Source organism: Companilactobacillus halodurans, assembly GCF_009600995.1.
Lineage (GTDB): Bacteria > Bacillota > Bacilli > Lactobacillales > Lactobacillaceae > Companilactobacillus > Companilactobacillus halodurans.
Genome location: NZ_VDFO01000006.1, coordinates 1 through 14245, shown reverse-complemented (window position 1 = coordinate 14245; position 14245 = coordinate 1). Strand labels below are relative to the sequence as shown.

Here is a 14245-nt window from a genome sequence, read left to right as displayed (position 1 = left end):
ATTGGCTGCGTAGCAGACGGTTTGGGAAATAGACTTAGGTGTAGAGAGTTGCCCTTGTGCAGCTCGTTTCAGTGAACAAGCACAATAAAGTGACTTAATTATACAAAAAAATTAAGTAAGTATAACTTACTTGTTTTCAAGTTCAGAGTTCAAAAACATACTTAACCTCTGAATAAAGTTACCTAATATGCTTTATTTCAAAAGAGATACCGAAAAAATAACTCACATGCATCTCATATAACTCATTAAACCAACAGAAAAAACTTATCCACAAGTTTATCCTTGTGCAAAAAAATTAATTTTTTAAAAATCAAAAGCGCTTATCCACAAACACTTCCAACTCCATTGGTAACTTGTGAAGTCTAAGCCTAAATGATAGCATTTTCAAAATACTTTACAAGTCCAATTAGGCAAAATACTTCATAAAATTATTTATTAAGTGTTATTTATTCTAAGCACTTGCCCTATTTTACTGTACAAAAAAAGGCAAAGTAAACTCATTTACCTTGCCTAAATCAAAAATATTATAATTTTATATTATTTTTCTAGATTTGTTCTAATCTTGAATGATTTCTTGCTACGTCCGTGACGACGATTGTCATGTTCACGACGCTTGCCACCATTCTTGTCATCATGATGATCATTGTTACGACGTCTGTGATGGTTTTCGCCACCATTACGACGACCGCGACCACCGTTATTTCTACCACGACGGCCATGACCTGATCTACTGTGACTAACTTTTCTAGATGGAAGTGGTCTTTCAGGAGCAATCTTAACGGGAACACTTTCAGCATCTTTGATTGCATCACTCAAGAATACTCGTGTGATATCTTCAGCTGAATATTCTGAAAGCAATTCTGTAACAGCGTCATCAAAACGATCAAGATGTTTGTCATGTTCCAAAGTATCTTTAATCTCTTGTTTAACTGCTTCAAGTTGTCCTTTAAGAACTTCTTTATCAGTTGGTGGAGCCATTGGTTCCATGCGCTTCTTTGTTAGGTTTTCGATTGTACGTAAGTAACCCATTTCGTTTGGTGTAACGAAAGTTACTGACACACCAGAGTGTCCGGCACGTCCTGTACGTCCAATACGGTGAACATAACTGTCAGGATCTTGAGGAATATCATAGTTATAAACATGTGATACACCGGAAATATCCAAACCACGAGCAGCAACATCAGTTGCCACAAGGAAGTCTAACTTACCAGCTTTGAACTTACGTAAAACGCTCGTTCTCTTATCTTGTGATAAGTCTCCGTGAATACCTTCAGCGTTGTAACCACGAGCTTGCAATCCACGAGTCAATTCGTCAACACGACGCTTAGTACGTCCGAAAATCAAGGCCAATTCAGGTGCTTGAACATCGAAAAGACGTGTCATCAAATCAAATTTTTCAAAATCTTTTGCTTTAACAAAGTATTGTTCAATCTTGTCAGCAGTCAATTCCTTTGACTTAATCTTAACAATCTTAGGTTCAGTCATGAACTTATCAGCAATCTTCATGATTGGCTTAGGCATTGTTGCAGAGAACAACAATGTTTGGTGCTTATTAGGTACGTTTGATAGGATACTTTCAATATCTTCAACGAATCCCATGTCCAACATTTCATCAGCTTCATCAAGTACAACAGTCTTAACGTTGTGCAACTTCAAAGTGTGACGGTTGATGTGATCGAGCATTCTACCCGGTGTACCAACGATGATTTGTGGATGGCTCTTTAGAGCACGAATTTGTCTTCTAATATCTGATCCACCATAAACACTTTGAACTTTAACTTTCTTCTTACTACCTAAACGATATAACTCTTCTTGAGTTTGGATAGCTAATTCTCTAGTTGGTGAGATAATCAATGCTTGAATATCGCTTGATTGAGTATCAACGGCATTTAGCAATGGTAAGCCAAAGGCTGCCGTCTTACCTGTACCAGTTTGAGCTTGTCCGATAACGTCGTCGCCAGTCATAACTAGTGGAATAGTTTGAGCTTGGATAGGTGTAGTTTCTTCAAAACCGGCTTCGTCTACGGCACTCAATAATCTGGGATCTAAATCTAATTCTTTAAATTTCACAAATGTCCTCCATTTTTTAAAACACGATAAATAACAATTTGACTACTTTACCACGTTTTATACACAAACTCAAATAACAACTTCTAAATTAAATCATGTAAAACGTTTTCTAAGTGAATTCCATGGCTTCCCTTTAATAAGACGGTGTCATCTGGTTTTAATTCTTTCTTTAAATCTGTGGTCAAGTCAGCAAGTTGGTCTTTTTCGTACCAAAACAAATTAGAGGAATCATACTTGTCACTGAGTTTATCTTTCAAAAACTTCATATAATCACCAATTAAATAGACTTTTTCAAAGTCATCTGGACTGATATGTTCAAAGAGAGATTCATGTAGACGCTTAGAAGCATCCCCTAACTCCAACATATCTCCTAAAACGATCAACTTCCGACCGGCTGTTTTTATTTCTTTGAGACTGTTTAAAACTTCAATGGCAGCTGTTGGATTTGAGTTATACACATCACTCAAAATATCAGCACCATTTTTTGCCTTCATCCACTCTGTCCGGTTTTGAGTAACGAACAGATTGCTTAAGGCTTTTTGCATTGCCTCAGGTTGAATATGAGAAACTTTTCCAACTAATAAAGCAGCCAATGCATTATTAACATTATATTCACCCATCATTGGAATTTCAAAATCTAGCTCTGGCCAAAGGTTAGTCTTAAATTTAGTTGACGTTTTACCAGGGCTTATTTGTGTTGCATACAAGGTATTACTGTCTTGATTGCCGAAAGTTAACTTCTCTTGATTAACTTTTTTAGCACGTTCTAACAATAATGGCTCATCACCATTAAAGACAAATCTTCCGTCTTCTTGTAAGTGAACGACAATCTCCATTTTTGCGTCAGCAATTTTGTCACGAGTCCCAAAGAACTCAATATGAGCCTCACCAATCATCGTAATAACTGAAATATCTGGATTAGCAATACTGCTCAAATGGTCAATTTGTCCAGGACGGTCCATTCCCATTTCAACTACCAAAACTTCCGTATTAGTAGGCATATTCAAAATGGTGAATGGTACACCAATTTCATTGTTAAAATTCTGTGGAGTTTTCGCTACATTATTATTGGTACTAAGAATTTTTGCAATCATATCTTTGGTAGTAGTCTTCCCATTGCTGCCAGTTACAGCAATAACTCTCGGATTTACTTTACCCAAATAATACTTGGCCAATGTTTCAAAAGCGTTCGAAACATTCTTAACGACAACATAAGGTATCTTGTCATTAGGAATATCATGATCGCTTTGCCAAATTGTTGCACTCACACCATTTTCAATGGCACTATTTATAAACTCATGTCCATCGCGTTGTCCTTGCAATGGAAAAAATAAGTCGCCCTTTTGAGCTTTGCGACTATCAAAGCAAACGCCAGTAATTTCGACGTCAGCAATAGAGTCTGCTTGGATTTTTAATGCGGAGTAGACTTCCCTTAACTTCATCTTCATGAAAAAACTTCCTCAATTTAAAAAATTAAATTTATAAGAACTAAACAAAAAAAGAGTATACTAAGATACTTAGAAAGGATTTGATGTATATGACATCTAATGCAGATAATAGTCCTGAACCGAATAATTATTGGAAACGAAATTTAATCGTTTTATGGTTCAGTACTTTTGTATCAGGTATCGGCTTCAGTATGATAACACCCTTTATGCCATTATACATTAACCAGTTAGGTAATTTCACCAAAAGTCAGCTCGTCATCTGGAATGGTATCGCCTTTTCATCGACGTTTCTCGTCATGGCGATAATTTCACCAATTTGGGGTAAAATTGCCGATCGACGCGGTCGTAAGTTAATGCTGATTCGAGCTTCTCTAGGTATGGCTATCGTTATATTCCTTCAAGCCTTCGTTACAGCTCCATGGCAATTAGTTGTTTTACGACTCCTTCAAGGTGTCTTTTCAGGATTCGTCAGCAACGCTAATACCTTGATTGCGTCAACAGCCCCACGTTCAGAAAGCGGACAGGCTCTTGGTACTCTAAACACTGGAGTCATTTCAGGAACGCTTTTAGGACCTTTGGTCGGTGGTGTCATCGCGCAGTATTTTGGTTATCGCATACCATTTATGATAACCGGTACATTGCTATTCATTGCCTTTATTTTGGTAATAATCTTTATCCAAGAGGATTTCAAACCAATTCCAAAAGGACAAGAAGAATCAACTAAAGAGATTTTCCACAAGTTGAAAAATCCTAATCTGATTTTGGCAATGTTCGTTACGACTATGATCGTGCAAACATCGAATAACTCGATTAATCCAATCATCAGTTTGTATGTTAAACAATTGATGCATAATTCTAGTCAAGTCACCTTAGTAGCCGGCGTAGTTGCTGCAATGCCAGGGATTGCCAACATTATCGCTGCCCCAAGATTTGGAGCTTTGGGAGATAAAATTGGTACTGGTAAAATTCTGGTTGGTGGTTTGATTTTTGCAATACTTGTCTATATTCCACAGGCATTTGTTACTAATGTTTGGCAACTAGCAGTTTTGCGATTCTTAGTTGGTATTTCTGATGCTTGTTTGGTACCACAAATTCAAACCATCTTGGCCAAATACACTGATGCCAAATACACCGGTCGAATCTTTGGATATAATCAGTCATTCCAATCAGTTGGTAATGTCTGTGGACCATTGCTAGGTTCTTCTATCTCAAGTGTCTTGAGTTATTCCTCTGTCTTCTTGAGCACTAGTTTCCTAGCCTTGATCAACTTTACCTGGGTATTTTCACACTTGAAGTTAAAGAAGAATAAACCAAAAAAATAAGCCATCCGAACGGATGACTTTTTTTATTCGTTTTACTTGTTTTGCAAGCCATATTTCTTGTTGAAACGATCGATACGTCCATCTGCTTGAGCAAACTTTTGTTTACCAGTATAGAAAGGATGTGAATCTGATGAAATTTCAACACGAACTAATGGGTATTCTGTACCTTCATAATCAACTGTTTCACTTGATTGAACTGTTGAACCAGCTAAGAACTTCTTACCTGTTGAAGAGTCCATAAATACAACTTGGTGATAATCTGGGTGAATTCCTTGTTTCATTCTATGTCGCTCCTTTGCCATAAATCCTTAACGGAAATATAGATTAAATTACTAACAGTGTTTAATATTATCATGAGTTAGCTAATTATTCAATAGATTCCTAATAATGTAAATTGACTTTTTGGTCAGAAACTGAATCAATCAACCTAAAAAAGAGAACGCCAATGGCGTCCTCTTTTTTGATAAATTAAACAATCAAAAATTAAGATTCAATCATATCGTCTTCACCAATCAATTTAACATCGGCGTTTAAACAATGCAACTTCCAGACTACTTGATCGTAGCCACGTAAAATATTTTCGGCATGGTCAATTACCGTTTGACCATCAGCTAATAATCCGGCAATCATTAAACAAGCTCCAGCACGAATCTCATCAGCTGAAACATTAGCACCCTTCAATTTGGCACCACCGTGAACAAAGATTAAATCATTTTCACTAGTAATGTCTGCTCCCATCTTATTAAGTTGGGAAATGTGCTTAACTCGTTTAGGATAAATCGTATCAACGACCATCGCTTCGCCACTAGCTTTCATCAAAAGTGGCGTAATTGGTTGCTGTAAATCCGTTGCAAAGCCAGGATATGGCATTGTTTTGATATTAACAGCTTTCAAATTTGGTGATGGTTTAACGTAAATACTATCTTCGCCAACTTCTAAGTTGACTCCCATTTCATCCAGTTTAGCTAAGAAAGCATCCAAGTGCTCGCTGATGATATTCTTGACGAGAATACCACCACCATTGGCTGCAGCTAAGCTTAGATAAGTTCCTGCTTCAATCCGGTCTGGAATAATTGTGTGTGCATTATTGGAACGAAGATTATCTACACCTTCAATTCTAATTGTTTCCGTACCTACACCACGAATAACAGCACCCATATTATTCAAAAATGTTGCTAAATCAATGATTTCTGGTTCCTTAGCGGCATTTTCAATCACAGTTGTCCCCTTAGCCTTAACAGCTGCCAGAATAACATTGATTGTTGCACCGACTGAAACCATATCTAAAAAGATTTTGGCTCCTTTAAGACCCTCTTGTGGAGCAGTAATAATGATCTGCCCATGTTTGTTCTCAACGTGTGCCCCTAGTGCTTCGAATCCTTTGATATGTTGATCAATTGGACGTGGTCCAATGTCGTCACCACCAGGAAAACCAACTACTGCTTTACCAAAGCGACCCAGCATGGCACCCATAAAATAATATGAAGCGCGCAAACTGCTAACTTTTCCACTTGGCAATTCAGCAAATTGAATCTTAGTTGGATCAATTCGCAATACATCATTATTCATTTCTGAAGTAACGTTCATATCTTTCAAAATAGAACGTAAGTTTTTTACATCTCTAATTTGTGGAACAGAATCTAACACTACCGGTGTTTCAGATAAGATAGCTGCAGGTATCAAAGCGACAGTGCTATTTTTAGCGCCACCGATCGTTACCTCACCTGATAACTTCTTTCCACCGTTGATTACAAGTTTTTGCATAAGCTTTTTCCTAACTATATTTGACTACCGAAGATTACATTTCATCTTCTTCAAGGCCTGAAGCTGCACCGATAAAGCCTTTGAACAAGCCTTCTGGTTTAGTTGGTCTTGATAAGAATTCTGGATGGTATTGAGCAGCAATGAAGAACTTGTTTTCAGGAACTTCAATAACTTCAACCAAGTGATTGTCAGGAGATACACCTGAGAATACTAGGCCAAGATCTTCAAATTGTTTACGATATTCATTGTTAAATTCATATCTGTGACGATGTCTTTCTTGAATAACTGATTGATTGTCATAAGCAGCAGCTGTCTTTGTACCTGGTTTTAGTTTACATGGATATGAACCCAAACGTAAAGTACCACCACGGTCTTCAACATCTTTTTTATCTGCCATGATATCAATAATCTTGTGTTTAGCATCTGGATCGATTTCACCAGTTGTTGCATCTTTGATACCAGCAACATCTCGAGCAAATTCGATACTTGCCATTTGCATACCTAAGCAAAGTCCAAGATAAGGAACATCATTTTCACGAGCATACTTAATTGAAGCAATCATGCCTTCTAGTCCACGGCTACCGAAACCACCAGGAACTACGATACCATCTGAATCTTTTAAGTAATCAGCAACGTTATCTTCGTTGATGACATCAGCGGAAATTTTTTCAATTTCTATTTCTGTATTATAAACATAACCGGCAGCACGGAGAGCCTCTGTTACAGAAATGTAAGCATCTTGTAATTTTGTATACTTACCAACCATAGTGATCTTTGTCTTATGCTTCAAGTTGTGAACACGATCAACTAACTTATGCCAATTCTTCATGTCGGCTGGTTTTGTATCTAAGTGTAGGTAACGACAAACAATATCATCAAAGCTTTGTGCTTGTAAGTTCAATGGAACATCATAAAGTGAACTAGCATCACGTGATTCAATAACAGCTTCTGAATCAACATCACAAAATGATGCAATTTTGTCTTTCATGCTTTGTGGCATTGGAAGTTCAGTACGAACAACCAAAATGTTAGGTTGAATACCAATTCCACGTAGTTCTTTAACACTGTGTTGTGTTGGTTTAGTCTTCATTTCACCAGCAGCCTTCAAGTAAGGAACTAATGATGTGTGAATATAAACAACATTTTCTGAGCCAACTTCGGCTTTCATTTGACGCAATGCTTCCAAATATGGTTGTGATTCGATATCACCAACAGTACCACCAACTTCGGTAATGATTACATCTGAATCAGTAGTTGAAGCAGCACGCATGATCTTTTGCTTGATCATATCAGTAATATGTGGAATAACTTGCACAGTTGCTCCGTTGTAATCACCACGACGTTCGCGACGAATTACTTCGGAATAGATTTTACCAGTTGTAACGTTTGAATATTTGTTCAAATCGTTATCGATAAATCTTTCATAATGTCCTAAATCAAGGTCAGTTTCTGTACCATCGTTAGTAACAAAAACTTCACCATGTTGATATGGGCTCATTGTTCCTGGGTCCACATTGATATAGGGATCAAATTTTTGCATTGTAACCTTTAGGCCGCGATTCTTTAAAAGTCTTCCAAGGGATGCGGCAACAATTCCCTTACCTAATGATGAAACGACTCCACCTGTAATAAAAATGTATTTAGTCATATCTTCCTCCACATATTGTTTCTAGGGATTTCTCACTCACAAAAATAAAAAAGTCCCCTATTCTGCATGAACAGGGAACTTGAAGTTGTCTATCTAATAGAGCCCGAACTATATAATACCGTGATATGTTCGAGTCGTCAAACTTTTAATTCGAAAATTTTATTTATTTGTATCGTCGTCGTCTTTGTCGCTGTCATCATCATCGTTGTCTTCATCAGACAAGTCGATATCTTCGTCGTCAGCGTCATCATCGTCCGCATCAAATTCTGAAAGTTGGCCTTCGATACCATCTTCCAAACTGTCATCATGTGGATCGTCGTCATCGTCATCAACGGTTATATCAGAATTAGAGAACTTAGACAAGTCAGGACCATTGTCAGATGAACCATTGTCATCATCGTCATCATCCATATCGGATACATCTAAATCGTTGTCATCGTCGTAGTCGACAACATCATCATCTTCATCGTCATCGCTTAAGAAGGCATTAACTTTTTGAGCAGCCTTATGGGCATTTTCAGATCCATTGTCTTCAGGGTGATTTACTTCCTCATCAACTGAATCATATGGATACCATTTACGTAATCCCCAAACATTTTCCCCAAGTGAAAGAAAACTACCATCATTGTTCAAATCTGTATAAAATTGAGGAAGAGATTGCTTGACCTCTTCGTCAGATCTGCCCAAGTAGTCTTGGATTTCGTTAACGATGTCAGAAAAATTCATTACTTTTTTATCATTGTTGTTAAGAATCTCATAAGCTACCTCGATCAGTGAGAGCTCGCTTTTATCTTGATCCTTGAATTTATCAAACTTCAAACGTGTACACGTCCTTTCACAGCGTCTTACTTATAATCATATCGGCTCAGGCACCAAAAATCAATCTAAATTTATAATTACCTATTACATTATTGTCGTAAATCAAGTCATAATCAATGTTTATTTTACCTGAAAGTGGATTATTTAAAATTTCAATCTTGGAATCTTTGGTAAAAGTTCCCAAAGGCAAGACTCCATATTCAGTTTCCAAATGCCCACTGTTATGCTTATTATGTGTAAAATACAAGAGTGAAGCAAGATTTTTGGACTTTGCTACTCGCTTTAAGTGAATTTCACCCTCATCGGTAATCTTAACTAAGATTGAAGCCGTATCATCATTATCTAGACTTTCATTAAATTTTAAATAAACTGAATTTCCAATCTGAGTGAACTTACCCGGTTCGGCAATTTTAGTGTGTGTTAATTCCCCAGATTGTAATGTCTCAATGTTTAACTCTACATTTATATCAAAACTATTATTTTCCAATACTTACTGCCTCTACATGATAAAATTATATTAATTAATTAAAAGAAGTGATTAAGTGAACAACACTATTATATTATACGACCAAGAAATAAGCTCTAATAAAGATATGCTTGTCCCATTTTCAGATACCGGTGCTATTTTAAAATTTGTTTCCGAAAATAATCAACCCGTGATTCACTTTTGGGTCACCCCACCAACGGTGATTCTAGGAATGCAAGACAAGCGTCTCCCTAACTTACAAGCTGGTTTGCAAATGTTATCGCAGAGAAATTACCTATATTATTTACGTAATTCTGGCGGGCTTGGTGTCGTGACTGACCCCGGAATCTTAAATTGTTCTCTTTTCTTACCTAATAAAGATAATTTCTTGATCGATGATGCTTATAACAAAATTTATCGTCTTTTAAAGGATTCCTTCTCCAAAGATATCAAAACTGGCGAAATCGTCAACTCTTATTGTCCAGGAACTTTTGATTTGAGCATTGCTGACAAAAAGTTTGCTGGCATCTCGCAACGTCGAGCTGGCAATGGTGTAGCTGTAATGGCTTATATCAGTATCAATGGCAATCAAAAAAAACGTGGTCAACTAATGAAAGACTTCTACGAAGTATCTAACTTCCCCAAAAGTCAAAAGTTTGATTATCCTGATGTTAATCCACGAGTAATGGAAAACTTAGATCAACTGTTAGATACTAAATTAACGATTACGATGGCTAAGGAAAGAATTTTACACACTATCAGGCAAGAATATCAAGTCGATCAAAAAGAATTCTTTATTATCCAAAATTCACTTCCCTATCAAGAAGCCTATAATTCAACATTAAATGATCTTCTTAAAAGAAATAAAGCCCTATTGGAGGAAAAATAAATGACTTATAATTTAGAAATGCTACCACGAGAAAAGGTTTTTCGCGATCCTATTCATAATTATATCCACGTCCAACATAAAGTCATTCTTGACTTGATTAATACGAAGGAATTTCAACGTCTACGTCGAGTCAAACAATTAGGAACTTCGTCATTTACTTTCCAAGGCGCCGAACATTCTCGATTCACTCATTGTATGGGTGTTTACGAAATAACTCGCCAAATCTGTGACAATTTCCAAAGAAACTATCCTACTAAGAAACCTGGCGATGGACTTTGGAACGATGACGAAAGAATCGTTGCCTTGTGCGCTGCCTTATTGCACGACGTCGGCCACGGTGCTTACTCGCATACTTTTGAGCATATCTTCAACACTGATCACGAGATGTGGACCCAAAAAATCATCACATCCCCTGAAACAGAAATCAATCAAGTTTTGAAAAAAGTTGCACCTGATTTCCCCGAAAAAGTTGCCAGCGTAATTGCTCACACCTATCCCAATCCTCAAGTCGTGCAAATGATTTCTAGTCAAATTGACGCCGACAGAATGGATTACTTGTTGCGTGATGCCTATTTCACAGGCACCAAGTATGGAATGTTCGATTTAACAAGAATTTTGCGTGTCATGCGTCCATATAAAGGTGGAATTGCTTTTGACAACGACGGGATGCATGCTGTTGAAGACTATGTTTTATGTCGTTTCCAAATGTATCAACAGGTTTATTTCCACCCAGTGTCACGCGGAATGGAAGTCGTTTTGACTAAATTGTTGCAACGGGCTAAGGATCTTTATGAACACAACCATATGAATGGCTTTGAAATGCCAAGTCTTTTGATTCCTTTCTTTGAAAACAAGGTCACAATTGACGACTACTTACTTTTAGATGACGGCATCTTAAATACTTATTTCACTCTTTGGCAATATTATCCTGACGAAATTTTAAAAGATTTATCTTATCGTTTTCTTTCACGTAAACCTTTCAAATCAGCTGAATACGACCACAAGACAAAGCATCTTTTGCCTGAATTAGCTGACATCGTTGAAAGCGTTGGGTTTGATAAAAAATATTACACAGCAACTAATACCAGTTATGATCTGCCATATGATGTTTACAATCCTAATTCCAATAAGAGTCGGACTCAAATTGAAATCATGCAAGATGATGGTTCATTGATTGAATTATCGACTGTCAGTCGTTTGGTCAGAGCTTTGACAGGAAAGATTTTGGGCGATGAAAGATTGTACTTCCCTAAATCGATGTTGACTCAACAATCAGATGAGATTTTTGGCTCTGATTATGAAAAATTCCAGAAACATATTCACAACAACAAAATTGTTTAGTCACTATACTTTCAACTTTTCTGTAATTTTATTAGAATATAGCTAAATCAGTTTTAGTAAAATATCTACTTATTGGGAGGATAAAATGAAGGAATTTTCAAACCAAACTAGATTAAATAATTTACAAAACTTACAAGATCAAACCCTTGATCTCTTAGTTATCGGTGGTGGAATCACCGGTTGTGGAATAGCACTCGATGCCCAAACTAGAGAAATCAAAACTGGCTTGATAGAAATGCGCGACTTTGCTTCAGGTACATCCAGCCGATCAACTAAATTAGTCCATGGTGGATTACGTTACTTAAAACAAGCTGCCTTAAAAGAAGTCCATGAAGTCGGTAGCGAAAGAGCAATTGTTTATAACAACGCTCCACACGTTACGACGCCATTAAAAATGATGCTTCCCTTTTATGAAGATGGCACCTTTGGACCATTTTCAACCGCCATTGCCTTGGATGTTTACGATCGTTTGGCTGGCGTCAAAGCTTCTGAAAGAAAATACATGCTCAATGCACATGATACTTTGGAAAGAGAGCCTTATATCAAAGGCGAAAGTCTTAAGGGCTCTGGTGTCTACGTTGAATATCGGACTGACGATGCTCGTTTAACCTTAGAAGTTACTAAAAAAGCCAATGAAAAAGGTGCTTTGATTGCAAATTACATCAAAGCAGTCGGTTTATTATATGACCGCGACGAAAAAATTTGTGGCGTCATCTTTAAAGATTTAATTACAGGTAAAACTGGTGAAATTCATGCCAAAAAGATTATCAATGCGGCTGGTCCTTGGGTCGATGGCATTAGAAAGATGGATCACTCAGATATTGGTAAGCATTTGCATCTTACAAAAGGCGTACATTTAGTAATTGATCACGACAAGTTCCCTATTACCAATTCGGTTTACTTTGATACGCCTTTCCATGATGGCAGAATGATGTTTGCTATTCCACGTGAAAATAAGACTTACATTGGAACGACTGATACAACTTGGACTAAAGATCCTAAGGAACCAAACATCACTGCCACTGATGTCACTTATATTCTAGCAGCCGCTAACCAAATGTTTGACTTGCCACAATATCTTACTCCAGACGATGTGGAAAGTGGTTGGTCTGGCGTTCGTCCATTGATTCAAGAAGAAGGCAAATCTCCTTCGGAAATTTCACGTAAAGATGAAATTTTTCAATCTAAATCTGGATTGCTCTCGATTGCTGGTGGAAAATTAACTGGTTATCGAAAGATGGCTGAAAAAATTGTTGACCGTGTTGCTATGCAACTAAATGACGAAACTAATTATCGTTTTAGAAATTCACAAACCAAGAACTTGCCTTTATCTGGTGGTGCCGTTGGTGGCGAAAAGAATTGGATGGATTTCTTTGATGAGAATATTCATTTAGGGATGACTGATTATCACCTCAGCCGTGAAGATGCAAAAAGAATCGTACAGCGCTATGGTTCTAATGCTATTGAAGTCTTCAAGTTAATTCCCGAAACTAAAACTAAAGCTCGTCTTCCAAGAATCGATTGGGCAATGCTGCATTATGGATTGAAATATGAAATGGTCGAACATCCATTAGACTTTCTACTTCGTCGCAGCAGCCAATTGTTATTTGACATCAAGCATGCCAAAAGTATTAAAACTAACGTTATTGATTGCTTAGCCAAATATTACGATTGGGATGACGATACAAAAGCTCGTCTAACTGATGAAGTAAACCAAAAAATAACTGCAACAGAGTTAAGCGATGTTAAAAAGAAGTACGCGGCCTTTAACAAAGAACGCGGTGATTAACAAATCTATTGCAACTGCATTAAATTTTCGATAAATATTAATCGTCCCTCTTTCAATTTTCCGAAAATATAGTACAGTAAAATCTGTGCTTTGCAAAAGGTAATATATCAATGAAGGAGATTTGGCGAGAATGCTTAAGGAATTCCAAGAATTTATTTCCCGTGGTACTGTTGTTGACTTAGCCGTCGGTGTTATCGTTGGTGCTGCTTTTAATAGCCTAGTATCAGCAATCACCACTTACCTTCTAAATCCGCTTATCGGACTCTTTATTGGGCAAATCGACTTAACAGATATGAAGTTTCAAATTTTAGGAGCTACTTTCTTGATTGGTGACTTTATTAATGCGGTTATCCAATTCTTGATCATTATGTTCGTTGTCTTTATGATTGTAAAAATGATGAATCGTGTACGTCGAGATGGATCACGTAGTAAGTTCGATCAATCTGGTGAAGAAATCCCTGATCCACAAACTGAATATCTACAACAAATTCGTGATTTGCTTAGATATCAACAAAGAAATAATAATAACAACAGATACTAAATTTTAAATTATCAAAAACTGCGGCTGTTCGTCAAATTAAGTTGATGGCAGTTTACATAAGCAGTTAGATCATAATTGGTCTAGCTGTTTTTTATTTGGCTGACGAGCTTGCTCGGAGCCAAAAAATTTGAAGATTGATACGCTTAAT

General features: G+C 37.0%; 12 protein-coding genes. 5 read left to right on the top strand and 7 right to left on the bottom strand.

The annotated features are described in order from the left end of the window. Window positions 1-537: 537 nt before the first annotated feature. Together cshA and FHL05_RS02210 are read right to left on the bottom strand one after the other, a co-directional pair. Window positions 538-2070: a degradosome RNA helicase CshA gene (cshA, locus tag FHL05_RS02215; RefSeq protein WP_162000170.1), complete on the bottom strand. Its 1533-nt coding sequence runs from the start codon at window positions 2068-2070 to the stop codon at window positions 538-540. An 83-nt stretch (window positions 2071-2153) separates the two neighbouring features. After that, complete coding sequence (locus tag FHL05_RS02210) at window positions 2154-3518, bottom strand: UDP-N-acetylmuramoyl-tripeptide--D-alanyl-D-alanine ligase (protein ID WP_153385530.1); 1365 nt, start codon at window positions 3516-3518, stop codon at window positions 2154-2156. 89 nt (window positions 3519-3607) lie between these two features. Here FHL05_RS02210 and FHL05_RS02205 point away from each other — a divergent pair, with 89 nt between their 5' ends. Then, on the top strand, window positions 3608-4840 hold the full coding sequence (locus tag FHL05_RS02205) for a multidrug efflux MFS transporter (RefSeq protein ID WP_153521937.1): 1233 nt from the start codon (window positions 3608-3610) through the stop codon (window positions 4838-4840). 32 nt (window positions 4841-4872) lie between these two features. Here FHL05_RS02205 and FHL05_RS02200 read toward each other — a convergent pair whose 3' ends face one another. The 5 genes from FHL05_RS02200 to FHL05_RS02180 form a co-directional block, all read right to left on the bottom strand. Further along, window positions 4873-5121: a type B 50S ribosomal protein L31 gene (locus tag FHL05_RS02200; protein WP_153385532.1), complete on the bottom strand. Its 249-nt coding sequence runs from the start codon at window positions 5119-5121 to the stop codon at window positions 4873-4875. Window positions 5122-5323: 202 nt separating this feature from the next. Next, window positions 5324-6604, bottom strand: coding sequence for a UDP-N-acetylglucosamine 1-carboxyvinyltransferase (locus FHL05_RS02195; protein ID WP_153385533.1), 1281 nt, complete (start codon window positions 6602-6604; stop codon window positions 5324-5326). Between the two features lie 34 nt (window positions 6605-6638). Further along, window positions 6639-8252 carry a CTP synthase gene (locus FHL05_RS02190; protein WP_153385534.1) on the bottom strand — a complete coding sequence of 538 codons (1614 nt, stop codon included), beginning with the start codon at window positions 8250-8252 and terminating at the stop codon, window positions 6639-6641. A gap of 159 nt (window positions 8253-8411) precedes the next feature. Beyond that, window positions 8412-9071, bottom strand: coding sequence for a DNA-directed RNA polymerase subunit delta (rpoE, locus tag FHL05_RS02185; protein ID WP_153521935.1), 660 nt, complete (start codon window positions 9069-9071; stop codon window positions 8412-8414). 46 nt (window positions 9072-9117) lie between these two features. After that, the gene (locus tag FHL05_RS02180) at window positions 9118-9558 is read right to left on the bottom strand and encodes a YwiB family protein (protein WP_153385536.1); all 441 of its coding nucleotides are present in this window, start codon (window positions 9556-9558) and stop codon (window positions 9118-9120) included. A 55-nt stretch (window positions 9559-9613) separates the two neighbouring features. Here FHL05_RS02180 and FHL05_RS02175 point away from each other — a divergent pair, with 55 nt between their 5' ends. From FHL05_RS02175 to mscL, 4 genes are all read left to right on the top strand, one after another. Continuing rightward, the gene (locus FHL05_RS02175) at window positions 9614-10426 is read left to right on the top strand and encodes a lipoyl protein ligase domain-containing protein (protein ID WP_153385537.1); all 813 of its coding nucleotides are present in this window, start codon (window positions 9614-9616) and stop codon (window positions 10424-10426) included. Further along, window positions 10427-11767 (top strand): HD domain-containing protein, encoded by a 1341-nt coding sequence (locus FHL05_RS02170; protein ID WP_153385538.1) that lies wholly within the window; start codon window positions 10427-10429, stop codon window positions 11765-11767. Between the two features lie 85 nt (window positions 11768-11852). Next, window positions 11853-13556, top strand: coding sequence for a glycerol-3-phosphate dehydrogenase/oxidase (locus FHL05_RS02165; RefSeq protein WP_153385539.1), 1704 nt, complete (start codon window positions 11853-11855; stop codon window positions 13554-13556). Between the two features lie 130 nt (window positions 13557-13686). Further along, complete coding sequence (mscL, locus tag FHL05_RS02160; protein ID WP_153521933.1) at window positions 13687-14097, top strand: large conductance mechanosensitive channel protein MscL; 411 nt, start codon at window positions 13687-13689, stop codon at window positions 14095-14097. The last annotated feature ends 148 nt before the right edge of the window (window positions 14098-14245 follow it).